22 protein-coding genes are annotated in these 24,995 nt (G+C 67.0%); 18 read left to right on the top strand and 4 right to left on the bottom strand.

The features are described 5' to 3' along the window. Positions 1 to 137: 137 nt before the first annotated feature. A complete protein-coding gene (locus tag LDB29_RS22020) occupies positions 138 to 863 on the bottom strand; it encodes a GntR family transcriptional regulator (protein WP_257557858.1) in 726 nt (241 codons plus the stop codon). A 284-nt stretch (positions 864 to 1,147) separates the two neighbouring features. Here LDB29_RS22020 and LDB29_RS22015 point away from each other — a divergent pair, with 284 nt between their 5' ends. The 5 genes from LDB29_RS22015 to LDB29_RS21995 all read left to right on the top strand — a co-directional run bounded on the left by LDB29_RS22015 (position 1,148) and on the right by LDB29_RS21995 (position 5,667). After that, complete coding sequence (locus LDB29_RS22015) at positions 1,148 to 1,807, top strand: hydrolase (protein WP_222886498.1); 660 nt, start codon at positions 1,148 to 1,150, stop codon at positions 1,805 to 1,807. 87 nt (positions 1,808 to 1,894) lie between these two features. Then, a complete protein-coding gene (locus LDB29_RS22010; RefSeq protein WP_257557855.1) occupies positions 1,895 to 2,734 on the top strand; it encodes an alpha/beta fold hydrolase in 840 nt (279 codons plus the stop codon). A gap of 20 nt (positions 2,735 to 2,754) precedes the next feature. After that, positions 2,755 to 2,985 (top strand): DUF1427 family protein, encoded by a 231-nt coding sequence (locus LDB29_RS22005; protein ID WP_025548708.1) that lies wholly within the window; start codon positions 2,755 to 2,757, stop codon positions 2,983 to 2,985. Beyond that, the gene (locus LDB29_RS22000; RefSeq protein ID WP_257557854.1) at positions 2,982 to 4,907 is read left to right on the top strand and encodes an amidohydrolase; all 1,926 of its coding nucleotides are present in this window, start codon (positions 2,982 to 2,984) and stop codon (positions 4,905 to 4,907) included. The genes LDB29_RS22005 and LDB29_RS22000 overlap by 4 nt, the downstream gene beginning before the upstream one ends. A 64-nt stretch (positions 4,908 to 4,971) precedes the next feature. Continuing rightward, a complete protein-coding gene (locus tag LDB29_RS21995; protein ID WP_140043183.1) occupies positions 4,972 to 5,667 on the top strand; it encodes a YoaK family protein in 696 nt (231 codons plus the stop codon). Here the strand turns inward: LDB29_RS21995 and LDB29_RS21990 are convergent, their stop codons facing one another. Beyond that, positions 5,668 to 6,597 carry a LysR family transcriptional regulator gene (locus LDB29_RS21990; protein WP_257557845.1) on the bottom strand — a complete coding sequence of 310 codons (930 nt, stop codon included), beginning with the start codon at positions 6,595 to 6,597 and terminating at the stop codon, positions 5,668 to 5,670. It abuts the gene before it with no gap. A gap of 123 nt (positions 6,598 to 6,720) precedes the next feature. Between LDB29_RS21990 and LDB29_RS21985 the strand changes: the two genes are divergently transcribed. The 4 genes from LDB29_RS21985 to LDB29_RS21970 all read left to right on the top strand — a co-directional run bounded on the left by LDB29_RS21985 (position 6,721) and on the right by LDB29_RS21970 (position 12,636). After that, a complete protein-coding gene (locus LDB29_RS21985; protein WP_025548712.1) occupies positions 6,721 to 7,419 on the top strand; it encodes a pirin family protein in 699 nt (232 codons plus the stop codon). Positions 7,420 to 7,490: 71 nt separating this feature from the next. Further along, complete coding sequence (locus tag LDB29_RS21980; protein WP_257557843.1) at positions 7,491 to 7,808, top strand: hypothetical protein; 318 nt, start codon at positions 7,491 to 7,493, stop codon at positions 7,806 to 7,808. Between the two features lie 321 nt (positions 7,809 to 8,129). Further along, the gene (locus LDB29_RS21975) at positions 8,130 to 11,036 is read left to right on the top strand and encodes a TonB-dependent receptor domain-containing protein (RefSeq protein ID WP_257557841.1); all 2,907 of its coding nucleotides are present in this window, start codon (positions 8,130 to 8,132) and stop codon (positions 11,034 to 11,036) included. 58 nt (positions 11,037 to 11,094) lie between these two features. Next, the gene (locus tag LDB29_RS21970) at positions 11,095 to 12,636 is read left to right on the top strand and encodes a carboxylesterase/lipase family protein (RefSeq protein ID WP_257557839.1); all 1,542 of its coding nucleotides are present in this window, start codon (positions 11,095 to 11,097) and stop codon (positions 12,634 to 12,636) included. A 52-nt stretch (positions 12,637 to 12,688) separates the two neighbouring features. On the opposite strand, the gene LDB29_RS21965 is transcribed toward LDB29_RS21970, so the two are convergent. Both LDB29_RS21965 and LDB29_RS21960 read right to left on the bottom strand, forming a co-directional pair. After that, entirely contained in the window at positions 12,689 to 13,342 is a 654-nt protein-coding gene (locus tag LDB29_RS21965) for an HAD-IA family hydrolase (protein ID WP_257557837.1), read from the bottom strand. 128 nt (positions 13,343 to 13,470) lie between these two features. Then, positions 13,471 to 13,950 carry a pyridoxamine 5'-phosphate oxidase family protein gene (locus tag LDB29_RS21960; RefSeq protein WP_025548719.1) on the bottom strand — a complete coding sequence of 160 codons (480 nt, stop codon included), beginning with the start codon at positions 13,948 to 13,950 and terminating at the stop codon, positions 13,471 to 13,473. 135 nt (positions 13,951 to 14,085) lie between these two features. Between LDB29_RS21960 and LDB29_RS21955 the strand changes: the two genes are divergently transcribed. From LDB29_RS21955 to LDB29_RS21915, 9 genes are all read left to right on the top strand, one after another. Beyond that, complete coding sequence (locus LDB29_RS21955) at positions 14,086 to 14,850, top strand: histidine phosphatase family protein (RefSeq protein ID WP_061939158.1); 765 nt, start codon at positions 14,086 to 14,088, stop codon at positions 14,848 to 14,850. Then, positions 14,847 to 15,749 carry an NAD(P)H-hydrate dehydratase gene (locus LDB29_RS21950; RefSeq protein ID WP_257557834.1) on the top strand — a complete coding sequence of 301 codons (903 nt, stop codon included), beginning with the start codon at positions 14,847 to 14,849 and terminating at the stop codon, positions 15,747 to 15,749. Before LDB29_RS21955 ends, LDB29_RS21950 begins: the two co-directional genes overlap by 4 nt. 150 nt (positions 15,750 to 15,899) lie before the next feature. Further along, positions 15,900 to 16,610, top strand: a complete 711-nt coding sequence (locus LDB29_RS21945; protein WP_025548724.1) for a Crp/Fnr family transcriptional regulator — start codon at positions 15,900 to 15,902, stop codon at positions 16,608 to 16,610. Between the two features lie 56 nt (positions 16,611 to 16,666). Then, positions 16,667 to 16,864: a hypothetical protein gene (locus tag LDB29_RS21940; RefSeq protein ID WP_257557832.1), complete on the top strand. Its 198-nt coding sequence runs from the start codon at positions 16,667 to 16,669 to the stop codon at positions 16,862 to 16,864. A gap of 104 nt (positions 16,865 to 16,968) precedes the next feature. Then, positions 16,969 to 18,459, top strand: coding sequence for an ATPase domain-containing protein (locus tag LDB29_RS21935; protein ID WP_257557830.1), 1,491 nt, complete (start codon positions 16,969 to 16,971; stop codon positions 18,457 to 18,459). Further along, entirely contained in the window at positions 18,456 to 20,468 is a 2,013-nt protein-coding gene (locus LDB29_RS21930) for an ATP-binding protein (protein WP_257557829.1), read from the top strand. Before LDB29_RS21935 ends, LDB29_RS21930 begins: the two co-directional genes overlap by 4 nt. Positions 20,469 to 20,639: 171 nt before the next feature. Continuing rightward, complete coding sequence (locus LDB29_RS21925) at positions 20,640 to 22,550, top strand: TonB-dependent siderophore receptor (RefSeq protein ID WP_257557826.1); 1,911 nt, start codon at positions 20,640 to 20,642, stop codon at positions 22,548 to 22,550. Continuing rightward, on the top strand, positions 22,538 to 23,119 hold the full coding sequence (locus LDB29_RS21920; protein WP_025548731.1) for a YfiR family protein: 582 nt from the start codon (positions 22,538 to 22,540) through the stop codon (positions 23,117 to 23,119). The genes LDB29_RS21925 and LDB29_RS21920 overlap by 13 nt, the downstream gene beginning before the upstream one ends. Beyond that, positions 23,116 to 24,834: an ATP-binding protein gene (locus LDB29_RS21915; RefSeq protein ID WP_257557822.1), complete on the top strand. Its 1,719-nt coding sequence runs from the start codon at positions 23,116 to 23,118 to the stop codon at positions 24,832 to 24,834. Before LDB29_RS21920 ends, LDB29_RS21915 begins: the two co-directional genes overlap by 4 nt. The last annotated feature ends 161 nt before the right edge of the window (positions 24,835 to 24,995 follow it).

Raw genomic sequence — 24,995 nt, 5'->3', positions numbered from 1 at the left:
TCCAGGATCTATTTCATATCCTATATGATCCTGTGCGACCGTGGTAGGTGGTTGCCGCGGGCCCGTCAAGGGGCTTTCCCACGTCGTTGAACGTTCGGCCGACACGTGATGCCTCCCTCCTTCCGGGGGTTGCGCGATCAGCGTCGAGACGTGCCGTTCGCCCGGTCCATCCGCTGCTGCGAACAGGTGAGATGGTCGCGCACCGACTGCTCGGCCGCGACGGGATCATGCGCCAGCAAGGCGGCGATGATCGCCTGATGCTCCCGCGCCGCCACTTCAGGCGCATTGGGCTGGGCGCTGTTCTGGTAGAGCGATCGGAAGATCTGGAGATGCGCGTGCAGCCGCTCGATCGTCTCCTCGATCAGGCGGTTCCCGCTGCCCTTCGCGATCAGCCGGTGGAGCTGCGCATCCGCTTCCGCGAAACGGGCATAGGCCTGCTCGTCGCGCTCGACCACGGCGTCCATGTCGGCCTGGATCGACTGCAGGACGGAAAGCGTCTCATCGTCGATCTGCTCGGCTGCCCGGGCGGCGGCATAGGGTTCGATCAGCAGGCGCAGCGTATAAAGGTCGTGCACCTCCTCCGGCGTCATCTGCGGGCTGGCGCGGTAGCCGACATTGGTGGTCTTGTAGACCAGCTTCTCCGCCTCCAGCTGGCTCAGCGCCTCGCGAATCGGCGTCTGCGAGATGCCGAGCTGGCGCGCGACGGTGTCGATGGGAATGCGTTCCCCCGGCGCGATCTTCACCGTCATCAGCATGGAGAGAAGATGCTCATAGGCACGCTCCACCAGCGTCGGTCCGGAGGCGGCGCGTGCCGGGGAACCAAGGGTGCCCGCGGGCTGTGACATGTTGTGAAGGTCGGACATGGAGGCCGCTTATAAGGTCAGATGCGGAACATATAGGATATTTTCGTCGCAATGGCGATGACCATCTTGCAGGAGACAGGGCCGGCGCGACGATCCGTAACCGTCCTGCTACAATGAAGGCGCAATATCGATTATGCTCCATTGGACCAGCCGGCCGCTTAGGCTTTTCCAGAATTTGGAACGAATAGGTAGATTTTATACGCCTGTTTCGCAGAAGCGAGGGAAAGTAGACCGACATCAGCCCGAATGACGGGCCCCTGCACTTTCAAGGAAGGAGACCCGCCATGTCGATCACCGCCATTCCCACCCCCGCCGATGCGCTGCTGTCCCCCGACGACCACGCCCTGATCCTGATCGACTTCCAGTCGCAGATGGCCTTCGCCACCAAGTCGATCGCGCCCGAAATATTGCGCAACAATGCCGCCCTGGTCTCCAATGCCGCGGCCGGATTCCACGTCCCCACCATCCTCACCACCGTTGCGGAGAAGAGCTTTTCCGGCCCGATGTTCAGCGAGATCGCCGACGCCTTTGGCGACCAGCCGATGATCGACCGCACCAGCATGAACAGTTGGGAAGACGCCGCCGTGATCGAGGAGGTGAACCGCATCGGCAAGGACCGCCTGGTCATCGCCGGACTGTGGACCAGCGTCTGCATCGTCGGCCCGGTGCTCTCCGCGCTCGAACAGGGTTTCGAGGTCTATGTCATCACCGACGCCAGCGGCGACATTTCCGAGGAAGCCCATGACCGCGCCGTGGAACGCATGATCCAGGCGGGCGCGCGCCCGATCACGGCGCTGCAATATCTGCTCGAACTGCAACGCGACTGGGCGCGCGCCGAAACCTATGCGCTTACCACCGGCATCGCCCGCCAGTGGGGCGGCGCCTATGGACTGGGCATCACTTATGCCAGCACCATGTTCGGCGCCTCCGAAGGCGGCCACTGATCCCCCTTCCCCACAGCCGGGCCGCCCCTTTGGCCCGGCTGCCCCTTCTCCCGCACCCCCAAGCCAGAGCGATGAAAGGATTTCCCGATGAGCAATTTCGTCACCACCCCGGACGGCGTCGACATCTTCTACAAGGATTGGGGCAGCAAGGACGCCCAGCCGATCATGTTCCATCATGGCTGGCCGCTTTCCGCCGACGACTGGGACACGCAGATGCTGTTATTCCTTGCCCGGGGCTATCGCGTCATCGCCCATGACCGGCGTGGCCATGGCCGCTCGCAACAGGTCGATTCCGGCCATGACATGGCCCATTATGCCGCCGACGCGGCCGCCGTGGCCCGGCATCTCGATCTGCGCGACGCCATCCACATCGGCCATTCGACCGGCGGCGGCGAAGTGGCCGCCTATGTCGCCCGTCACGGCCTGCCCGAAGGGCGCGTCGCCAGGGCGGTGCTGGTCAGCGCCGTGCCGCCGATCATGGTGAAGACGGACCGCTATCCCGGCGGCCTGCCGATCGATGTGTTCGACGGGCTGCGCGCCGGCCTTGCCGCCAACCGCGCGCAATTCTTCCATGAGGTTGCGGCCGGCCCCTTCTACGGCTTCAACCGCGAAGGGGCGGAGGTGAAGCCCGCCGTCGTCGACAATTGGTGGCGGCAGGGGATGATGGGCAGCGCGCTCGCCCATTATGAAGGGATCAAGGCCTTTTCCGAAACCGACCAGACCGACGATCTGAAGGCGATCACCGTCCCCACGCTCGTCCTGCACGGCGACGACGATCAGGTCGTGCCCTACAGGAATGCAGGCCTGCTCCAGGCCGAAATCCTGCCGAACGCCACGCTGAAAATCTATGAGGGCTATTCGCACGGCATGCTGACGGTGAACGCCGATGTCCTCAACGCCGACATTCTGGCGTTCATCAAGGCCTGACGCAGCGAAGGAACGGACCCATGAAAGCCTATATATTCTCGCTGGGCGCCGGGCTGCTGGTCGGCATCGTCTACAGCCTGCTTGGGGTCCGTTCCCCAGCCCCGCCGGTCATCGCGCTGGTCGGGCTGGCAGGCATCCTCGCCGGCGAACGGGTCGTGCCCGTCGCCGGCAGCCTGTTGCGCGGCAAGCCTTTCACCCCCGCGCAACAAAGCGCCGCCGCCCTGCCGCCAAAGCCGGAGCAGGAGCAGTGATCACCCGCCGCCGGGCGCTTGCCGGCGCCGGCGCCACCACCCTGTTCACCGCCACGGAAAGCTTCGCCATGACCGCCAGGGACGTCATCATCATCAATGCCAGGGTCACGACGCTGGACCGGGAAAATCCGGTCGCGCAGGCCGTGGCGATCCGCGACGGCACATTCCTGTCCGTCGGCGGCGAAGGCGAAGTCCGCGCCGCCGCCTCCCCCGATGCGCAGGTCATCGACGCCGGGGGCCGCCGCCTCATCCCCGGCCTGATCGACAGCCACATCCATGTCATCCGGGGCGGCCTCAACTATAATATGGAATTGCGCTGGGAAGGCGTTCCAACATTGGCCGACGCCATGACGATGCTGAAGCGCCAGGCGGAAATCACGCCGCCGCCGCAATGGGTGCGCGTCGTCGGCGGCTTCACCGAGCATCAGTTCGCGGAAAAGCGCCTGCCGACCCTTGAAGAGATCAACGCCGCGGCGCCCGACACGCCGGTCTTCATCCTCCATCTCTATGACCGCGCGTTGCTGAACGCGGCGGCGCTGCGGGCGGTGGGCTATGCGAAGGATACGCCCAACCCGCCGGGCGGCGAGATCGTCCGCGACGCGCAGGGCAATCCGACCGGCCTTTTGCTGGCGCAGCCCAATGCGACCATCCTCTACGCGACGCTGGCGAAGGGTCCGAAGCTGCCGCCCGAATATCAGCTCAATTCGACCCGGCATTTCATGCGGGAACTGAATTCGCTGGGCGTCACCAGCGTGATAGACGCAGGCGGCGGCTCGCAAAACTATCCCGACGATTATGAGATCGTGGAGAAGCTGCACAGGGACGGCGATCTCACCCTGCGCATCGCCTATAATCTCTTCACCCAGAAACCGAAGGAGGAGCTCAGGGACTTCGCCAACTGGTCGACGAAGATCAGGCCCGGCGACGGCGACGACAGCTACCGCCACAACGGCGCGGGCGAGATGCTGGTCTATTCGGCCGCGGATTTCGAGGATTTCCGCGTCGCCCGCCCGGACATGCCGCCGGAAATGGAAGGCGATCTGGAACCTGTCATCCGCCTGCTGGCCGAACGCCGCTGGCCCTGGCGCCTGCACGCCACCTACGACCAGACCATCGGCCGCGCGCTCGACGTGTTCGAGAAGGTGAACAGGGATATTCCGCTGCAGGGTCTCAACTGGTTCTTCGACCATGCCGAAACGATCGGCGACCGCAATATAGACCGGATCGCGGCGCTGGGCGGCGGCATCGCCGTGCAGCACCGCATGGCGTTCCAGGGCGAATATTTCGTGGACCGCTACGGCGCGAAAGCCGCAGAGGCCACGCCGCCGATCAAGCGCATGATGGCGGCGGGCCTGCCGGTCGGCGCGGGCACCGACGCGACCCGCGTCGCCAGCTACAATCCCTGGGTGTCCCTGTCTTGGCTGGTGACGTCGAAGACGGTCGGCGGACTGGCGCTTTATCCGGCGCGCAACCGGCTGGACCGCGAGACGGCGTTACGGCTGTGGACGGAGAAGAACACATGGTTTTCCAATGAAGTCGGCAAGAAGGGGCAGATAAAGACCGGGCAACTGGCCGACCTGGCGCTGCTGTCCGACGATTATTTCACCGTGCCGGAGGATGAGATCGCCCATTTGCGGTCGGTGCTGACCGTGCTGGGCGGCAGGATCGTCTATGGCGAGGGCGACTATGGCCCGCTTGCCCCGGCCGCGCCCAAAGCAATGCCCGACTGGTCGCCGGTCGCGACCTTCGGCGGCCATTACCGGAAGGATGCGACGGCCAGGAAGATGGCGTCGGCCTGCGGTTGCCATTCCGCCTGCGCCGTCCACGGTCATGACCATGCAGCGGCGCTGGGCGCATCGGTTCCCGCCGCCGATGTCCAGAGCTTCTGGGGCGCGCTCGGCTGCGGCTGCTGGGCGGTGTGATTTCGCCTGCCGACCGGATAAACGCGCCCAGCCCCCTTTAACAGCCAAGCGATTCGAGGACATCATGACCGCTCCCAACGGCCCCGCCGCGCCGCTGCCCTGGTTGCTGCTCCTGCTCTCCGTCACCACAGGCCTGGTCGACGCGATCAGCGTGCTGGGCCTGGGCAAGGTGTTCACCGCCAATATGACCGGCAACATCGTCTTCCTGGGCTTCGCCGCCGTGGGTACGCCGGGGTTCCACGCGCTCTCCTATCTGGCCGCCATCGCCGCCTTCCTGATCGGGGCGCTGGTGGCGGGGCGCGTGGGCAGGCATCATGTCGGGCTGCCGTTGCGCCGCTGGCTGATGGTGGCCGCGCTGGCAGAGGCTGTGCTGCTCTGGATCGCGGCGGGCGTCGCCACCGGCTTCGACATCGCCAGCCAGTCGCCCGGCAGCGCGCTCTATGCGATCATCGCGCTGACCGGCCTTGCCATGGGCTTCCGCAACGCGACCGTGCGCCAGCTCAAGGTGCCGGACCTCACCACCACGGTTCTCACCCTCACGCTCACCGGGCTGGCGGCGGATTCGGCGCTGGCGGGCGGCAGCAGCCCCAATCGCGGCCGCCGCATCGGCGGCGTCGCCGCCATCCTGCTGGGCGCGGCCATCGGGGCCTTGCTGGTCAATCGCGCCGGTCTCGTCGCGCCGCTGATCCTCTCGGGCGCGCTGGTCCTCTTCGGCACCGCCGCCTGCGCGCTGCACCCGGACGCCAAGGCGCCCGCCTGATCAGATGTCGCCCATGCCCTCCACGTCCCGGTCCAGCGCGCCCAGCGCCACGAACTGATCGAGCAGCCAGGAGGCGGCCGGCCCCGGCGGCGTGTCGCGCCGCCAGATGGCGGAGAAACGGTACATGCCCCCGTCATGGTCGGGCATGGCGAGCCGCACCAACGTCCCCGCGACCAGATCCGGCTCGATCATCGGCAGCGGCATATTGCCCCATCCGATGCCTTCCCGCAGCAGCGCATGCTTGGCGCTGAGGTCGGCGAGGCGCCAGGTCTTGGGACTGCGCACCGAATAATCCCGACCCTCCGTGAATCGCGAACGGTCCGTCAGCACCAGCTGTATATGGTCGCGCCCGGCGCCCGGCGCGATGGCCTCCATCCGTCCCAGCGGATGATCGGGCGCGGCGACCGGCGCCATCGCCACCGCTCCCGCCGTCCGGCTCTCGATCCCCTCGACCCCTGCGGACAACGGCCCGGATATGCCGACCACCGCCGCGCGGTCCAGCACCATCGCGGTGATCGCGCCCAGCGCCTCGGCATGCAGGCGAAGCTGGACCGTCGGGAATTCGCGGGCGAAGGCGCGCAGCACGCGGCCCAGGCGCTCCGACGGCAGCATCACGTCGACCGCCAGGTCGACCTCCGCCTCCAGCCCGTCGAGCAGCCCCTTCACCTTCGCGCGCAGGCCGTCGACGCCGTCGGCGATGCTGCGCGCCTCCGCCAGCAGGGCGCGGCCGGCGACGGTGAGTTGCGGTTTGCGCGTCCCCTCCCGGTCGAACAGCGTCAGGCCAAGCTGCGCCTCCAGATTGGCGATGCCATAGCTGATGACCGACACGGCGCGGTTCAGCCTGCGCCCCGCCGCCGCGAAACTGCCGCTGTCCACGATCGTCAGGAAGATGTGCAGCTGGTCGAAGGTCGGCATGCCCGGATTGTTCACTGTTCCATTTCCTCGAACGGTTCGATGCAATTTATCCCACTGAACGGGAAAGCCGCACGCCTGTAAAGAGATGTTCAACAGGGCAAGGCCATTTCCGGCCCACGCCCGATGAGGAGACAAGACATGATCGAACTGCGTCCCTTCGACAGCCTCGGCGGCGCCAATCACGGCTGGCTCGACGCCAAGCATCATTTTTCCTTCGCCGGCTATCACGATCCCGCCCGCATGCACTGGGGCAATCTGCGCGTCTGGAACGACGACACCATCGCGCCCCAGACGGGCTTTCCGCCCCACCCGCACCGCGACATGGAAATCATCACCTATGTCCGCGAAGGCGCGATCACGCATCAGGACAGCCTGGGCAACAAGGGCCGGACAGAGGCCGGCGACGTCCAGGTGATGAGCGCGGGCACCGGCATCCGCCATTCGGAATATAATCTGGAGGATGTGACGACCCGGATCTTCCAGATCTGGATTCTGCCCACCCGCGACGGCGAAGCGCCAAGCTGGGGCGCCCGGCCCTTCCCCAAGGGCGACCGCGCCGGTCAGTTCGTCACCCTTGCCTCCGGCTACGACAATGACAATGACGCCCTGCCGATCCGCACCGATGCGCGGGTGGTGGCGGCGACGCTGAAGGCCGGGGAGAGCGCGGAATATCCGATCGGCCGCGACCGCAAGGCCTATCTGGTGCCGGCGACCGGCGCGATCCGGATCGACGACGTGCGCGTCAACGCCCGCGACGGCGCGGCGATCAGCGACATGGACGTGATCCGCGTCACCGCGATCGAGGACAGCGAGATCGTCCTGGTGGACGCGGCATAACGAAAGCAAAAGCAGGAGCGGACGCGGCCCAAAGGCCGCGTCCCTTCACCCTGCGCATGAGGAGGACGGCCATGCTGAATATCGCCACGCCCGAGCTCAGCCCCGCCGAATGGCATGATGTGAAGGCTGCCCTGATCGCGGTGGCCGATTGCGGCTGCGGCGATCCGGCGCCCGTCGGACCGCTGCGCGCGCGCCTTTCCCATGCGCTGAACGCGATCATCGGCGCGCCCCGCGCCGCACGCACGCCGCCCGCCGATCTTCTGCCCCTGCGCGATTTCCTGTGCGAGACCGGCCGCACGCGGCAGATTGCCGAACGGCACATGCCCGCCCTTTACGAAAGAGGCTTTTCCCGGCGGCAGATCGATGCGCTGGCGCTCCTGGGCGCCTGATTTCGTCGCGACGGCCCACTGCGGGAGCGCGGTCGAACCGGCGATGAAAAGCGCGTCCGAGCGATAGAGACACAGCGCGGCCCCCAGATGAAAGGGGTGGCCGCGACGAAGCCGTTGCGGCTGCCCTTCAAGCCGATCCTGCGATGCACCGGCGAAACTCCCTGCCCTGTCACGCCGCGACGGCGCCGCCCGCATGGCGGCGGACACCCGGCGCGACCGCTTGCGAAAAATGCATTGACATGCACTTTTTATGCTTCTAGCGAATTATGCATCACAGTATATATTTGAATAACAAACCCTTCCAGCGAGAGGAGACTTGGGATGAAGCTGTCCGTTGCGTCCGCCACATGCGTCAGTGTGAGCTTGCTGGCACTTGTCGCTCCGGCCATGGCGCAGACCGCTCCCCAGGTCGACGGCGCCCAGGTCCGGTCGGAAGACCCGGCCGACGCCGGCACGGACGCCGCCGCCAGCGACATCATCGTCACCGGATCGCGCATCGTGCGCGACGGCTATACCGCGCCCACTCCCGTGACGGTCGCCACGACGGAGGATCTGGTCAAGGCGACGCCCACCAACGTGCCCGATGCGCTCAACAAGCTGCCGCAGTTCCAGAACAGCTCCAGCCCCTCGCGCAGTTCCCACAACTTCGCCAACAGCGCCAGCCATGGCAATGTCCTCAACCTGCGCGGCGTCGGCGGCAACCGCACGCTGATCCTGTTCGACGGCATGCGCGTGCCGCCCACCACCTATCAGGGCACGGTCGACACCAATGTCATCCCCAACGCCCTGCTCCAGCGCGTCGACATCGTGACGGCGGGCGCATCGGCCGCTTATGGGTCGGACGCCGTGGCGGGCGTCGTCAACTTCGTCCTCAACCGCAAGTTCACCGGCCTCACCGGCAGCGTCCAGGCCGGCGTGTCGCAGCGCGGGGACAATGGCAATCAGCGCATCAGCCTGGCCGGCGGCATGGACCTGTTCGGCGGGCGCGGCCATCTGCTTCTGTCGGGCGAATATTATAATAATGACGGCATGCTGCGGTCCGACCGCAAGGGCGGCAATTCCAACTATGTCTATGTCGGCAGCGTGCCCGGCAGCAGCGCGACGCCGGGTTCCAACGCCAATCCACGCATCCTTCAGGACAATATCCACCTGATCTTCGCCAGCGACAACGGCAAGATACTGGACGGCCCCTTCGCCAATTACCAGATCAACGGCGACGGCACGATCCGGCCCTTCGACAACGGCACGCCGACCGGAACGGCGGCGTTCAACATCGGCGGCGACGGCTTCGTCATCCCGTCGGACGTCCATGCGGTCGCGCCGCTGCGCACCTACCAGACCTTCGGCCGGTTCAGCTACGATGTGACGGACGACATCAATTTCTTCGTGCAGGGCAATTTCACCCGCAGCGAACTCAGCTATATCAGCCAGTCCAATGCCTGGGTCGGCACGCAGAACGCCCCCGTCTTCCAGGGCAACCCCTTCATCCCCGCCCAGATCGAGGCGGCGCTGACCCCCGGCCAGCAGTTCAATATCGGCAAATATTCGGGCGACAGCGCGAAAAAGCCCTTCACCCAGGAACGCACCGATTTCTGGATGGCGACGGCGGGCCTCGAAGGCAATCTGGGCGACGGCTGGAAATGGTCGGTCAACTATACCCATGGCAGTTCCAGGCACAGCGTCGACCAGCATGGCCTCTACGACTATCAGAAGGCCTATGCCGCGCTGGACGCCGTGCGCGACACCAACGGCAATATCGTCTGCCGCCCGACGCTGAGCGCCGATCCCGTCATCCGGGCGCGCTTCGCCGGATGCCAGCCGCTCAACATCTTCCTGACCGGCGACGCCTATACCAACCAGCCGGGCTATGATTATGCGACCGGCACCATGTCCTATGACGCGCGGATCAAGCATGACGCCGCCGCGCTGCAGTTCCAGGGTTCGCCCTTCGAACTGCCGGGCGGTCCGGTGGACATCGTGGTCGGCGGCGAATGGCGCAAGCAGTCGCTGGACCTCACCAGCAACAGCGATCCCTCGCGGCTCGACACCGCCGCTGAGCGCAGCGAATATTTCGCCGGCCTGCGCGGCGTGTCCTCGACCTCCCTCTTCTACTGGCTGACCAATGTGGGCCAGGCGCAGGGCAGCGTGACGGTCAAGGAAGCCTTCGGTGAAATCAACCTGCCGATCGTCAGGGACATGCCGTTCCTCAACTCGCTGGAACTGAACGGCGCGGGCCGCATCACCGACTACAGCACGTCGGGCCAAGTCGAAACGTGGAAGGTCGGCCTCACCTGGAAGCCGGTACAGGACATATTGCTGCGCGGCACCATCTCCCGCGACATCCGCGCGCCCACCTTGTTCGACCTGTTCGCGGGCGACCAGAGCGGCATCGGGCTGCTGACCGATCCGGTGTCGGGCCAGAGCGGCAACGTCTCCACCGTGTCGGGCGGCAACCGCCTGCTCGATCCGGAAAAGGCGAAGACCAGGACCTTCGGTTTCGTGCTGACGCCGCGCTTCCTGCCCGGCTTCAGCCTGTCGGCAGACTATTTCAACCTGAAGATCGACGGCGCCATCGGCACGCTCGACACCACGCGGATCGTGCAGAACTGCGTCGCCAATGCCTCCGCGCCCGAATGCGCGCTGATCACCCGGCCAAGCCCGACCGCCTTCCCCAGCCTGGTCCGCATCGCGGCCGCCAATATCGCCAGGCTGGAAACGGCGGGCGTCGACATCGACGCCAGCTATGCGACGCGCCTTGGCAACGGCAATTTCAGCGCCCGCGCCTATGTCAGCTGGCTCGACAAATATGTGACGCAGCAGAGCGCGGCGGTCCCCGCCTATGACTCCGCGGGCTACGGCATCAACAATGGTCCCATCGCCCGGCCGAAATGGCGCGGCACGCTGAACCTCAACTATGTCAGCGACGGCGGGCTCACCATCTTCGTCTCCGAACAATATACCGGTCCGGTGAAGGTCGGATCGCGCGAACCGAACAACAATTATTCCGGGGCGAAGGCGCCTTCGGTCTGGTACACCGACCTCACCATCAGCCAGAAGATCGAGGGCTGGGGCGGCAGCCTGGAGCCGTTCATCACGATCAACAATCTGTTCGACCGCGATCCGCCGCTGGTGGCCGCAGATATTCCGGGCGTGAACCTGCCGACGATCATCTCCACCTATGACACGGTGGGACGGGCGTTCACCGCCGGCGTCCGGTTCAAATTCTGATCACGGGGCGGGCGGCGCACCGAAAGGACGCCGCCCGCCCTTCCTGGGGAGAGATGGGGTGAAGGCAGCAGCATTTCTGGCGGGCGCCGCCTGCCTTTCGCTGGTCGGCGGCAGCCTGGTCGCGGCGGCTCCGGCAGGTCCGGTGGTGGCGACCGCATCCGGACCCGTGCGCGGCGTGGCGCAGGGCGAAGGCGGCGTCTTCAAGGGCATCCCCTTCGCCCGGACGACCGGCGGCGATCATCGCTGGATGCCGCCGCGCCCGGCCGCCCCCTGGACCACCCCTCGCGACGCCTCCCGCTTCGGCCCGATCTGCCCGCAGCCCGAGACCCCCCATGAACGCAGCGCTCCGCAAAGCGAGGACTGCCTGTCGATCAATGTCGCCACCCCCTCGTTCGACGGCAGGATGCCGGTGCTGGTGCTGATCCATGGCGGCGCCTTCTTCGTGGGTTCGGGCGCGGAACTGTTCGACGATGCCGCCCGGGTCTATAACAGGCGCGGCATATTGGTGGTGTCGCTCAACTATCGGCTGGGGCGGCTCGGCTTCTTCTCGCACCCCGGCCTGCGCGCGGAGCAGCCGGGGGCGCCGACCGGCAATTACTGGCTGATGGACCAGGTCGCCGGTCTGAACTGGGTGCGCGACAATATCGGGCGCTTCGGCGGCGATCCGGACAAGGTCACGATCATGGGCTGCTCGGCGGGCGGCTCCAGCATCAACGCGCTGGTCGCCTCGCCCCAATCACGCGGCCTGTTCGCCCGCGCCAGCGCGCATAGCGGCGGCGGCATCAACAATGCGACCCGTCCGCAGGCGCAGGCCGAACGGGAAGGCGTCGCCTTCGCCGGGCGCGCGGGCGTGACCGGCGAGGGCAAGGAGGCCATTGCCGCCCTGCGCAGGCTCGATCCGGCGGCGGTCATGGCGGCCGATCCCGGCCCCCCCAATTTCGGCGCGGTGGTCGACGGCGAGATGATCCCGGAGGAAACCGCCATCGCCTTCGCCAGGGGGCATATCGCCCGCGTCCCCTATATCGCCGGCTCCACCAGCAATGAAGCGAGCATCTTCGGCCTGATGGGCTTTGACGAAAGGGTGCTGAAGGACCGCTTCGGCATCGACATGGCGGCGGTGCGGAAGGTCTATGATCCGCAGGGCAGGCTGCCCCCGGCGGAACTGCTGCGGCAGGTGCAGACCGACTTCATCTTCACCGCGGCGGCGACCGCGACGGCGGCTCTCGCGGCGCGCTGGCAGCCAAGCTGGTCCTATCATTTCGCCTATGTCCCGCCCGCCGAACGCGGCAAGGCGGCGGGCGCGCCGCATTGCGCCGATTTCGGCTATACGCTGGGCGCGGCCAAGGCGTCGCAGGGCGCCGAAAATGCGCGTCTGGCCGCGATGATGCAGGATTATTGGGCGCATTTCATCAAGGACGGCGACCCCAACGGCCTTGGGTCGGGCAACAGGGCTCTGCCGCGCTGGACGGAATATGAAGGCCCTCATCGCGGCCCGCTGCTGATCGACCGCAGGACCGCCGTCGCGCCCGATTTCCGGGCCGGGCAGATCGCCTATTGGTGGCAACTCTGGGCCGACCGCACCGGCCAGACCCTGCCCTGAGCGAAGGAAGACGATGGCCCGGCGTCCGATCTGACGCAGCCTCCTCCTGGTCTTAGCCGATGGGTCCGATGCGGACGCACCCGCCGGTGGCAGGAACCGCGCCAAGGCCGCGATAGTCGACAATGGCGGGATGCGGGGTCTCCATCGGCCGGTGATGGGTCGCGGTGACGACCAGGATGCTTGCGCCCGCACGCTCCGCCGCCATGATCCCCGCCACCGAATCCTCGATCACCAGACAGCGGTCCGCCGTCGTTCCCAGACGCTCGGCGGCCAGATGGAAGCAGTCCGGGGCGGGCTTGCCGCGTTCCACATCCTCCGCCGCGATCAGCAGCGGCGGAACGGGCAACCCAGCGGCCTGGATGCGGCGCAGGGCAAGCTGCCGCGGGGCTGAGGTGACGACGGCCCAGCGGCAATCGGCCAGCGCCGCGAGAAACGCCGCCGCGCCCTCGATCGCCTCGATCCCGTCGACCGTATCGATCTCCGCCTGGGTGACGAGCGCCGCCTCCGCCACCGGATCGACGCCGGGCAGGCCCAGCCGCCCGATCGTCTCCACCGACTGCACGCCATGGACGGTCGGCAGGAAAGCCTCCACATCCAGTCCATGGCGCAGCGCCCATTCGCCCCAGACCCGTTCCGCCACCTTGATGGAGTTCAGGATCGTGCCGTCCATGTCGAGCAGCACCGCATCCACGGACCTGTGTTCCATCGGCACCGCCATCCTTGCGAAAAGACCATGTGGACGGACCGGCATCCGCCCCCCGACCGCCTCCTACACAGGACCGCCGCGAAACGCACGCCCGTTTCGATCCGGCGGCTCGCCGCCGGATCGCCAGGTCACTTCGCCGTCGTCTCGACCCTGGCGTGGCTGCCCTCCTCGCTCGGGCGTATCCTGCCGCCGAACAGCATCTTGAGCTTTCCGGTCAGCGACACGTCCGCCTCCCACAATTCCGCCTCGTCGATGTCGAAGCGCAACAGGGCCAGATTGGGGTCCGACCTGCCGCCCGGAAACCACGCTTCGACCGTCGTCGACCACAGCTTGTCGATCATCGCCGGATCATTGTCGATGCGCGCGCGACCGGCGAAACAGGCGAAGAAATCGTGCCCCTTGGAAACGAACTGGCCCATCGCCGCGCCGCCGCCGGCCAGACGGTTGTCCTTGCCCACGAAGAACCACAGTGTATCCACCTGGTCCTTGTCCAACTGGACGGTCAGCGGCTCGCTATGCTGCCCGCTGCCGGTCAGGCCCAGCATCATGAAGGGGCTGTCCGACATGCGATCCCACAGATGTTCCTTCAGCTTATGCGCATCGCTCATGATCATCTCCCGATTATGGAACGGACTATACGAATGGCGGGCGCGAAGGGTCCGCCCGCGCGGCGGGATGAAGCCGATCCGCCGCCCGGGCGTTGTCCCCCCGATGCAGGGAAGAAGGGAAGGAGAAGAAGTCAGATGACGATCCGCTGGCCTGCCCAATTGATCATCGCGCGCCATGGCCAGAGCGCTGGCAATGTCGCGCGGGACGCCGCCCATGAAGCGGCGGCCGACCGCATCGCCCTGTCCATCCGCGATGCCGACGTGCCGCTGAGCGATCTGGGGCGGGAACAGGCCGCTTCGCTCGGCCGCTGGTTCGCGCGCCAGCCAGAGGATTGCCGTCCGGATGTGCTGCTGTCCTCCCCCTATTTGCGCGCCTGCCAGACCGCCCGGCTCTTCCGCGACCATGGCGGCGCGGCGGGAGAGGAGCCGATCTGCTTCGACGAGCGGCTTCGCGAAAAGGAGTTCGGCATATTGGACGGCCTCACCACCGGCGGCATCCGCAACATCTTCCCCGACCAGGCCGAATTCCGCCGCCTGCTGGGAAAATTCTATCATCGCCCGCCCGGCGGAGAGAGCTGGTGCGACGTCATCCTTCGCCTGCGGTCGGTGATGGACACCATCTCGCTCCACTATGCCGGGCGGCGGGTGATGATCTTCAGCCATCAGGTCGTGGTGCTGTGCATGCGCTATATATTGGAGAGCCTCACGGAAACCGAGATTCTCGCCATCGACGCGAAGGGTGACGTCGCGAACTGCGCCGTGACCGATTATCGGCTGGAGGCGGATGCGGGCCACGACGGCCGGCTGGTCCTTCAGCGCTACAATGTCACCGCGCCGATGGAGGAGGACCGCACGCCCGTCACCAAGGCGCCCGACGCCATTGCGGGAGCGCGCGGATGAGCCCGCCACGGATCGACCGCCGCTGGCTGCGCGACCATCCGCTGCCGGGGCTCGCGGACGCATCGGACAAGAATGAGCGCGGCCGCGTGGTTGTGATCGGCGGCGCCGAATTCGTCCCCGGCGCCCTGCGCCTGACGGGCGAGGCGGCGCTCAGGGCGGGGGCCGGCAAGGTGCAGCTGGCGACGGTCCAGTCGGTCGCGACCGCGCTGGGCGTGCTGGTGCCCGAGGCGTCGATGCTGGCGCTGCCGTCCGACCGCAATGGCGAGATCGCCGCCCAGGCCGTGGCCATGCTGGAGGACCATGTCGGACGATGCGACGCCATGGTCCTGGGACCGGGGATGAGCGTCAGCGACCGCACCGACACGCTGGTGGCGCGCCTGCTCGCGTCCCCGCGCCAGGGCCTTGGCGTCGTGCTGGATGCGGCGGCGCTGACCTCCGCCCGCGACCTGGCCCCCGTCATCGCCAGCCATGAGGGCCGCGTGATCATGACGCCCCATCGCGGGGAGATGGCGATCTTCGCGGGGATGGATGAAGCCGCCGTCGCCGCCGATCCCGAAGGCGTCGCAGCCGGCATGGCCGGCCGCTTCCGGTCGGTCATCCTGCTCAAGGGGCAGGAAAGCATATTGGCCGATCCGTCCGGCCGGCTGCTCCGCTTCGACGGGGGCTGCGTAGGCCTGGCCACGGCGGGATCGGGCGATGTTCTGGCGGGCATCATCGGCGGCCTGCTGGCGCGTGGGGCCGATCCGTTCCGCGCCGCCGCCTGGGGCTGCTGGCTGCACGGCGCGGCGGGACGGGCGCTGTCGGAAGAGATCGGCAGGATCGGTTTCCTGGCGCGCGAACTCGCCGCCGTCGTCCCCCGCCTGCTGGATGAGACGATGACCGCGCCGCAGGATGGGTGAGACGGAAGCGGACTTCGCTTCGCTGCCGTCTTCCCGCCTCATCCCGGCCGGGCCATGGGACCAAAGGCCGGAGAGAAGAGGCTGGCCGCCGGCAGGCCCTGCTGATAAGCCATTGGCCGGGCCTCCATGCCCTGGGGAGACATGCTGCCGATGATCTTTGCCGACTTCCTCCGCAATCGTCGCCGCGAGCAATTGTCGGATCAGGATCTCGCGGCGCTGGAGGCCAGCGTCAGCCAAGTCCGCAAGACCCATGCGCGACAACTCCTCGCCCATGCGGGCGAACCGATCGCATGCAGCACTTACCTGATGGAAGGGTTCATCTGCCGCTACATGGACGACCGCAACGGCCTGCGCCAGCTCGTCGCCGTCCACGTCCCCGGCGATTTCGTCGACCTCCACGGCTATCCGCTGGGGCGGCTGGACCATGATGTCGCGACCCTCAGCGCTTCCAAGATCGCCATGGTCCCGCATGAGGCGCTGGACGGCCTGCTGGCCCAGCGGCCCAATCTGACGAAGCTGCTGTGGTTCAGTACGCTGCTGGACGCCGCCATGCACCGGGAATGGATATTCCGCCTCGGCCGGCTCGACGCCGTCGCGCGGATCGCGCATTTCTTCTGCGAGATCGAGGCGAAGCTGCGCGCCGTGGGGCTGAGCGACGGCAGCCGGTTCGCGCTGCCGCTGACCCAGGCCGATCTGGGCGAGGCGTGCGGCATGACGTCGGTGCACATCAATCGCATGTTGCGGGAACTCCGGGAACGGGAACTGCTCCAGGTCCAGCGCGGCAGGGTCACCATCTCCGATCTCGCCGCGCTGCGGCGGCTGTGCGATTACGACCCATCCTACCTGTTCATCGGCGGCTGAGGGAACCGCATCCGCCTGCGGAGCGTCCTTCCCACATGAACGGAAGAGGATGGTCCATGCCCCGAGAAGGCGTTTTCGATGAATCCGGCAAGGCCTATGCAGAGGAAGGACAGGTGATGCTCGACGGCCCGGACGGGGTCGCCATCAGCATGACGCCGGATGCCGCGGAAGAGACGGCGAACGAACTCATCAGGGCGGCGTCGGAGGCGCGGCAACAGATCGACGACAGGGAAAGCGGCGCGTCCGGCTTGTGACGCGCATCGGACAGGCCTGACTTGATCGAAATCAATCTGCGACGCATTCAGGGCGGCCGCTTCCCATGGTAATCGCCGATGCTCCTGCCCTGAAAGGAGATGACGTGGAGACCTATTCAACCGAACAGGCCCTGGCGGGCGTGGATGGCCTTGACGACATTCTCTCCGGCGGGCTGACCCGCGGCCGGGTCTTCCTGCTGGAAGGCAGTCCGGGCACGGGCAAGACCACCATCGCGATGCAGTTCCTGATCGAGGGCGCACGGCGCGGCGAACGCTGCCTCTACATCACCCTGTCCGAAACCGAGGACGAGATGCGCGAGAGCGCGGCATCGCATGGCTGGGCGCTGGAGGGGGTGGACCTGTTCGAACTGGTGCCGCCCGAAAGCCTGCTGGACGAGCAGCAGCAGCAAAGCCTGCTCTATTCGTCCGACCTGGAACTGGGCGAGACCACCCGCCGCATCTTCGATGCGTTCGAGCGGGTCCGGCCGGACCGGGTGGTGCTGGACAGCCTGTCGGAAATCCGCCTGCTGGCGCAAAGCTCGCTGCGCTACCGCCGCCAGATACTGGCGCTCAAGCACTTCTTCTCGAAACAGAATGCGACGGTGCTGATGCTGGACGACCTGACGGCGGAGGTGGCGGACAAGACCGTGCACAGCGTCGCCCATGGCGTCATCCGGCTGGAGGAACTGTCGCCCGGCTACGGCCCGGAGCGCCGCCGGATGCGCATCATCAAATATCGCGGCCGGGATTTTCGCGGCGGCTTCCACGATTTCGTCATCGAGAAGGGCGGCGTCCGCGTCTTTCCCCGGCTGGTGTCGGCCGAACACAAGACCAGCTTCGTTCGCGACGTGCTGAAAAGCGATTCCGGCGAACTCGACGCCCTGCTGGGCGGCGGGATCGAGCGGGGCTCCAGCGTGCTCGTCCTCGGCCCTGCGGGCACCGGCAAATCCCTGCTCGCCCTCACCTTCGTCACGGCGGCGATCCGGCGCGGGGAAAAGGCGGCGATGTTCGTCTTCGACGAGGAGATGGGCCTGCTCTTCAACCGCGCCCTGGGCCTTGGCATCGACATGCAGGCCATGGCCGGGAGCGGCGACCTGATCGTCGAGCAGGTGGACGCGGCCGAACTGTCCCCCGGCGAATTTGCCCAGCGGGTGCGCAACTGCGTGGAACGGCATGGCGTGAGGACCGTCGTCATCGACAGCCTGAACGGCTATCAGTCCGCCATGCCGGAAGAAAATGCGCTGGTCCTGCACATGCATGAGCTGCTGCAATATCTGAACCGGCAGGGGGCCACCACCTTCCTGACGGTCGCGCAGCATGGGCTGGTGGGCGACATGAAGACGCCGGTCGATGTCACCTATCTGGCCGACACGGTCATCCTGCTGCGCTATTTCGAAGCGCTGGGCCGGGTGTGCCGCGCCATGTCGATCATCAAGAAGCGGACCGGATCGCATGAGGACACGATCCGCGAATTCCGCATCGGATCTTACGGCATTCGCCTGGGCGAACCGCTGGTGGGCTTCCAGGGCGTGCTGCGCGGGGTTCCGCATTTCGTCGGCAGCGCGCCGGCGCTGCTCGAAGACGAGAAGGCGTGATACCGCATCTTTCCGAACGGGCGCTGATCCTCGCTCCCGTCGGGCGCGATGCGGAGATCGCGGCATCGATGCTGGCCGAGGCGGGATTGCGGTCGCAGATCTGCCGGGACCTTCCCGCCCTGCTGAACGGCATCGACCATGGCGCCGGCTTCGCGCTGGTGACGGAGGAGGCGCTGCACAATCGCGACCTGCACCCGCTGGTCGGCTGGTTGCAGGATCAGCCGGAATGGTCGGACTTCCCCTTCATCCTGCTGACCCGGCGCGGCGGCGGGCTGGAGCGCAACCCGTCGGCGTCGCGCTATCTGGAGATGCTGGGCAACGTCAATTTCCTGGAGCGGCCCTTCCACCCCACCACGCTGATCAGCCTTGCCCGTTCGGCGCTGCGCGGCCGCCGGCGGCAATATGACGCCCGCGCGAGGCTGGAGGAACTGCATCGCGGCGCGGAGAAATATCGCACCCTGTTCGATTCGATCGAGGCGGGCTTCTGCATCATAGAGATGATCTTCGACGAAGCGGGGAAGCCGGTCGACTATCTCTTCATAGAGACCAATCCCGCCTTTGCGCGCCATACCGGGCTCACCGACGCGGTGGGAAAGCGGATGCGCTCGCTCGTGCCGAGGCATGAACAGCATTGGTTCGACATTTACGGCCAGGTCGCCTGCACCGGCGAGGCCGTCCGCTTCGAGGACGCGGCCGATGCGCTGGGCGGCTATTGGTACGACGTCTATGCCTTTCGCGTGGGCGATCCCAGGGCGCCCCAGGTCGCCGTGCTGCTCAACGACATCACCGAACGCCGCCGCATGGAGGCGGCGCTTCGCCAGAGCGAGGAGCGCTTACGCGCGCTCAACGAAACGCTGGAGGAGCGCGTACAGCAGCGCTCGCATGAACTGGAACTGGCGCAGGAGGCGCTGCGCCAGTCGCAGAAGCTGGAATCCATGGGCCAGTTGACCGGCGGCGTCGCCCATGATTTCAACAATCTGCTGACGCCTATCGTCGGCAGCCTCGACCTGCTCCATCGCCGCGGCCTGGGCACCGATCGGGAGCGGCGACTGATCGAAGGCGCCCTGCAATCGGCCGACAGGGCGAAGATGCTGGTGCAAAGGCTGCTCGCCTTCGCGCGGCGGCAGCCCCTGCAACCCACCGCCATCGACATTGGGGGATTGGTGCGGGACATGCGCGACCTGATCGTCAGCACGTCGGGCCCGCGCGTGCAGGTCGAACTGGCGGTGGCGGACGACCTGCCCGCCGCCCATGCCGACGCCAACCAGATCGAAATGGCGTTGCTGAACCTGGCGGTGAATGCGCGCGACGCGATGCCGGACGGCGGGCAGCTTCGCATCGGCGTGAACTGCGACAGCATGGCGGCCGACAACCGGCTGCATCTGCGGGAGGGGCGATATGTCAGGCTGTCGGTGGCCGACACCGGCATCGGCATGGACCAGCAGACCGCCGAAAAGGCGATAGAGCCCTTCTTCACGACCAAGGGCGTGGGCCAGGGGACCGGCCTTGGCCTGTCGATGGTGCATGGCCTGGCCGCGCAGCTGGGCGGCGGCCTCACCATCGAAAGCGCCGTGGGCCATGGCACGACGATCAGCCTCTGGCTGCCGACCAGCGAGATCGAGGCCGGGAAGGAGGCCGCCGGGCCGGACATCGCCCCGGTCAAGCTGGACCATGGCATGGCGCTGGTGGTGGATGATGAGGAACTGGTGCGCGCCAGCACCGTGCACATGCTGCGCGAACTGGGATATGACGTGCTGGAGGCCAGCTCCGCCGAACATGCGCTCGCGATCATGAAGGCAGAGCCGGGCATCGACGTGCTGGTCACCGACCATCTGATGCCCGGCACGACCGGCACCGACCTGATCGAGCAGGCGAGGGCGCTGAAGCCGGAGATCAGGGCGCTGCTGATTTCCGGCTATGCCGAAAATGCCGGAATTTCGGCGGAACTGCCGCGGTTGACCAAGCCCTTCAAGCAGATCGATCTGGCCAAGAGCCTTGCGGCCCTGTGAAGGCGGCGTGCGGCTGCCGGCTTCCAACCGTGGGTTTCAGGCACATTATGCATGGAATTGCGGAGGTTGGCGTGGAACTTTTCCGACGCGGCTGCGTAACGACTCCACGATGCGCGGGCGATCCTCGCGCCGGGGGCAAGCGCAACGGGCAGCGCAGGGGGATGAACGAAAATGGCATGGGCTTTTGGCGGCGCGGCGTTCGGCGGAGTGGCCGTGGGCCTTCTGTCCCTATACTGTACGGCCGCCCAGGCGCAGAGCATCGAAGAACTGCGCGACATGCCGATCGCCGCGCTGTCGAAGCTGGACGTCACGTCCGTCACCCGGTCGGCGGCTTCGCTGGCCGACTCCCCGGCGTCCATCTATGTCATCACCCATGACGACATCGTCCGTTCAGGCACGCTGACGCTGCCCGGCATTCTCCGGCTCGCCCCCAATCTGCAGGTCATGCGCGGCGGCCCCAACGATACGGTCGTCGCCGCCCGCGGGCTTGGCGGCAACGACGCCGCGCAGAATTTCTCCAACAAGCTGCTCGTGCTGATCGACGGGCGCAGCGTCTATTCGCCGCTCTATTCCGGCGTCTATTGGGACATGCAGGACATATTGCCGGAGGATGTCGACCGCATAGAGGTGATCTCCGGCCCCGGCGCCACGCTCTGGGGATCGAACGCCGTCAATGGCGTGATCAACATCATCACCCGCGACGCAGGGGCGACACAGGGCCTGTACGGCACCGGCGTGGTCGGCAACAGCACCTATGATCTGGGGTTGCGCTATGGCGGCCATGCCGGCGGCAACGCCAGCTATCGCCTGTTCGTGAAGCGCCATGAGAATTTCGAAAGCGCGTCGAACGCGGACGACGGCAACCGCCGCACCCAGGGCGGCTTCCGCTTCGACTGGAACGCGACCCCCGCCGACGCGCTGATGGTGCAGGGGGACGGCTATTACGGCTCGCGCTCGCGGGGGACCGCGCCCGACGAGAGCCTGCACGGCTACGACCTGCTTGCCCGCTGGCGCCATGGCGCGGCGTCCGGCGCGACGCTCCAGCTTCAGGCCTATTACGACCACACCGCCCGCAAGATCGAGGATGACGGCGGCCGCTTCGCGCTCGACACCTTCGATGTGGAGGGGCAGCACAGCTTCACCCTGGGGCGCAACCACAGCATCGTCTGGGGCGGCGGGGTGCGCCTCGGCCGCTATGTGATCCGCGACATTCCCGGCCTGGACTTCGTGCCCGAGCGGCGAAACCTTTTCGTCGGCAATCTGTTCGCGCAGGACAGCATCGCCCTGACGCCGTCCATCACGGGCACGGTCGGGGCCAAGCTGGAGCAGCGCAGCTACATGGACCTGACCTTCCTCCCCAGCGTTCGCCTGTCCTGGAAGCCCGACCCCGGAACCCTGGTCTGGGGCGCGATCTCCCGCGCGGTGCGTTCCCCCACCCCCTTCGACGAGGATGTGGTCGAATCCATCGAAGGCACCGTCTTCCTGACCGCCCTTCCAAGCTTCCGCTCCGAAAAGCTGACCGCCTTCGAACTGGGCACGCGGCTGATGCTCTCGCCCCGCGCGTCGCTTTCGGTCTCGGCCTTCTACAATGTCTATGACGACCTGCGGACGGTGGAGCCGGCGCCGGAGGGGCTGCTGCCGCTGCGCTGGGGCAATGGGATAAAGGGCGACAGCTATGGCTTCGACGCCTGGGCCGACATCCGTCTGGCAAGCTGGTGGCGGCTCAAGCCCGGCTACAGCCTGCTGATCCAGAAGTTCCGCTTCAAGCCGGACTCGGTGCCCCTGCTCGGCGTGTCGCAGGTCGGCAACGATCCCAAACACCGCGCGACGCTGCGCTCTTCCATGGACATCGGGCCGGAGGTGAATGTCGATTTCGACCTGCGCTATGTGTCCGCCCTGCCCGACCCCCATGTGCCGGGCTATGTGGAGCTGGGGGCAAGACTGGGCTGGCAATTCGATGAGCGCGCCGAACTGTCGGTATCGGGCTTCAACCTGCTGCACCGCCGCCACCGTGAGCTTCCCGCTTCGCAGGCGACGCCGCTCCGCCGCAGCGTGTTCGTGGCGCTCAAATGGACGATCTGAACCCTTCACCGCGCGGCAGGCGGGCACGACGCCGGCGATGGGCCGCCCTGTCCTGCCTCGCCGCGGCCGCGATCGTCGTTCCGGCGCCCGTGCCGGCCAATTCGCCGACGACGCTGGAACGCGCGATCCAGGCGAATTTCCTGTTCAAGTTCGCGCCCTTCGTGGAATGGCCCCCGGCGGCATTTTCCGGGACGGAAAGGAATTTCGTCATCTGCGTCGTCGGAGAAGACCCGTTCGGCACCCTGCTCAACGAGGTGGTGCGCGGCCAGAAAATGGTCGGCCGGCCGGTGGTGGTGCGGCGGGCCGGCGGGGAAGCGGGCCCGGCCGGCTGCCACATCCTGTTCGCCGGACACTCGACCGATCCCGGCTATGCGCCCTTCGCGACGACCGAGGGGCAGCCGGTGCTGACGGTCGCGGACAAGAGCGCGGGGCCCAGCGGCGCGATGATCGAATTCGTGCGGCAGAGCGGCCGGGTGCGGTTCCAGATCGATGACGGCGCGGCCAGGGCCAACGGCCTCAAGATCAGTTCCAAATTGCTGGGCCTTGCCATCGCGGTGAACCGGAAATGAAGCAAGCGACCCCAAGCCGGCTCAGCCTGGGCAAAGTCGTCGGACAGATGGCGACGCCCCTTTCCGCCGTCCTGATCGCCTTCCTGCTGCTGGCCGCGGGGCTGGCCGCCGCCATCCAGCTCGAACAGCTCGGCCGCGTCGAAAAGCTGCGGCAGACGACCGTCCAGGCGCAGGTTCTGGCCAATGGGATCGCCGCCCCGCTGGCGTTCGAGGACGATGTCGCGCTCCAGGAATATCTGAACGCGCTGAAGGCCGATCCCCAGATCGTCGCGGTCGCCGCCTATGACGGCAAGGGCGCCTTCGCCGCCGGCTTCGCGCGCCCTCCCGCCCGGCTGCCCAAGCGGGCGGAGGAGGCCAGCCGGGACGCGCCGCCCGCCGCGCTCGCCGTCACCGTCCCGGTGAAGCAGGGCAGCACGCGGCTCGGCTCCGTCTATCTCCAATCCACCATGGACAGCCTGTCGCGCCGCCTGACCCGCTATCTGGGCATCGCCGTCATCGTCATCGCGGCGGCGGTGCTGATCGTGATGCTCGCCGCCTCCTATTCCTCGCTGCGCCGCGCGCACCAGGCTCTCCAGGCGGAAATCGCCAGCCGCCAGCAGGCCGAAGAGGCGCTGCGCCAGTCGCAGAAGATGGAGGCGATGGGCCAGTTGACCGGCGGCGTCGCGCATGACTTCAACAATCTGCTGATGGTCGCTTCCGGCGGTCTCGACCTCATGGAACGCACCCAGGACGCGGCCAGGCTGGAAAAGCTGCGCGCCGGGATACGCCAGGCGCTGGACCGGGGCGCGAAACTGACGCGGCAACTGCTCGCCTTCTCCCGCCGCACCCCGCTCAACCCGGAGGTCGTCGACCTGCGGGACCGGATCAGGGGCATGGATGCCCTGCTCGAACGATCGCTGGGCGAAAGCATAGGGGTGACCATGCACCTTCCCGCGGACCTTTGGCCGGTGGAGGTGGATGCGTCGGAACTGGAGGTGGCGATCCTCAACATCGCCCTCAACGCCCGGGACGCCATGCAGAAGGGCGGCACCATCCTCATCGAAGGCGCGAACCGCCCGGTCCATGGCGACCTGCCCGACCGGGTGCAGATAGCGGTGACGGACAGCGGCGCCGGCATCGCGCCGGAACTGGTCAACAAGATCTTCGAACCCTTCTACACGACCAAGGCGGTCGGTCAGGGCACGGGGCTTGGCCTCAGCCAGGTCTACGGCTTCGCGCGGGCGTCGGGCGGGGAGGTGCTGGTCGACAGCATCGTCGGCAGGGGGACGACCATCACCCTGCTGCTGCCGCGATCCCTGCTCGCGCCCCGGGAAAGCGACAGGCCGGCCGAACCCGTCGGCGCCTCCGGCAGGCAGCGCATCCTGCTGGTGGAGGATGACGACACGGTGGCCGACACGGTGGGCGGCATGCTGACGACGCTGGGCTATGAGATGGAGCGGGTCGACAATGGCGACGCGGCGCTGCGCCGGCTGGAGCGGGCGGACGATTTCTCCCTGATCCTTTCCGACATGATCATGCCGGGCGAGGTCGGCGGCATGGAGCTGGCGCTGCGGATCAGGAAGCACTGGCCGCATCTGGGCACGATGCTGATGACGGGCTACAGCGCCGCAGCGGCCTCCGCCGCGAAGGAGGGCGTGCCGCTGCTGGCCAAGCCGTTCACGATCCAGGACCTGTCGGTCCACCTGATGGCGGCGCTGGACCACAGCAAGGCGTGACCGTCGGCCCGGCCTCGGCCCGCCACAAGCGGACTGCGCCGGCCATCCCATCCACTATCCTGACGGCCGGAGGAAAGAGGGGGGAGATCAGGGATGCACTTGTCGGGCCCGATCATCATGGCGGCGTTGGGCAAGTGCGGGGCAGGGCACATCCGCCATCA

Source organism: Sphingobium sp. CFD-2 (genome assembly GCF_024611135.1).
Classification (GTDB): Bacteria; Pseudomonadota; Alphaproteobacteria; order Sphingomonadales; family Sphingomonadaceae; genus Sphingobium; species Sphingobium fuliginis.
This window is presented reverse-complemented; position numbering and strand designations above follow the sequence as displayed.

Excerpts from the sequence above, each read along its gene's own strand:
- LDB29_RS22020 (WP_257557858.1), bottom strand. The coding sequence starts at position 863 with ATGTCCGACCTTCACAACATGTCACAGCCCGCGGGCACCCTTGGTTCC.
- LDB29_RS22015 (WP_222886498.1), top strand. The coding sequence starts at position 1,148 with ATGTCGATCACCGCCATTCCCACCCCCGCCGATGCGCTGCTGTCCCCC.
- LDB29_RS22010 (WP_257557855.1), top strand. The coding sequence starts at position 1,895 with ATGAGCAATTTCGTCACCACCCCGGACGGCGTCGACATCTTCTACAAG.
- LDB29_RS22005 (WP_025548708.1), top strand. The coding sequence starts at position 2,755 with ATGAAAGCCTATATATTCTCGCTGGGCGCCGGGCTGCTGGTCGGCATC.
- LDB29_RS21995 (WP_140043183.1), top strand. The coding sequence starts at position 4,972 with ATGACCGCTCCCAACGGCCCCGCCGCGCCGCTGCCCTGGTTGCTGCTC.
- LDB29_RS21985 (WP_025548712.1), top strand. The coding sequence starts at position 6,721 with ATGATCGAACTGCGTCCCTTCGACAGCCTCGGCGGCGCCAATCACGGC.
- LDB29_RS21980 (WP_257557843.1), top strand. The coding sequence starts at position 7,491 with ATGCTGAATATCGCCACGCCCGAGCTCAGCCCCGCCGAATGGCATGAT.
- LDB29_RS21975 (WP_257557841.1), top strand. The coding sequence starts at position 8,130 with ATGAAGCTGTCCGTTGCGTCCGCCACATGCGTCAGTGTGAGCTTGCTG.
- LDB29_RS21965 (WP_257557837.1), bottom strand. The coding sequence starts at position 13,342 with ATGGAACACAGGTCCGTGGATGCGGTGCTGCTCGACATGGACGGCACG.
- LDB29_RS21960 (WP_025548719.1), bottom strand. The coding sequence starts at position 13,950 with ATGAGCGATGCGCATAAGCTGAAGGAACATCTGTGGGATCGCATGTCG.
- LDB29_RS21955 (WP_061939158.1), top strand. The coding sequence starts at position 14,086 with ATGACGATCCGCTGGCCTGCCCAATTGATCATCGCGCGCCATGGCCAG.
- LDB29_RS21950 (WP_257557834.1), top strand. The coding sequence starts at position 14,847 with ATGAGCCCGCCACGGATCGACCGCCGCTGGCTGCGCGACCATCCGCTG.
- LDB29_RS21945 (WP_025548724.1), top strand. The coding sequence starts at position 15,900 with ATGATCTTTGCCGACTTCCTCCGCAATCGTCGCCGCGAGCAATTGTCG.
- LDB29_RS21940 (WP_257557832.1), top strand. The coding sequence starts at position 16,667 with ATGCCCCGAGAAGGCGTTTTCGATGAATCCGGCAAGGCCTATGCAGAG.
- LDB29_RS21925 (WP_257557826.1), top strand. The coding sequence starts at position 20,640 with ATGGCATGGGCTTTTGGCGGCGCGGCGTTCGGCGGAGTGGCCGTGGGC.
- LDB29_RS21920 (WP_025548731.1), top strand. The coding sequence starts at position 22,538 with ATGGACGATCTGAACCCTTCACCGCGCGGCAGGCGGGCACGACGCCGG.
- LDB29_RS21915 (WP_257557822.1), top strand. The coding sequence starts at position 23,116 with ATGAAGCAAGCGACCCCAAGCCGGCTCAGCCTGGGCAAAGTCGTCGGA.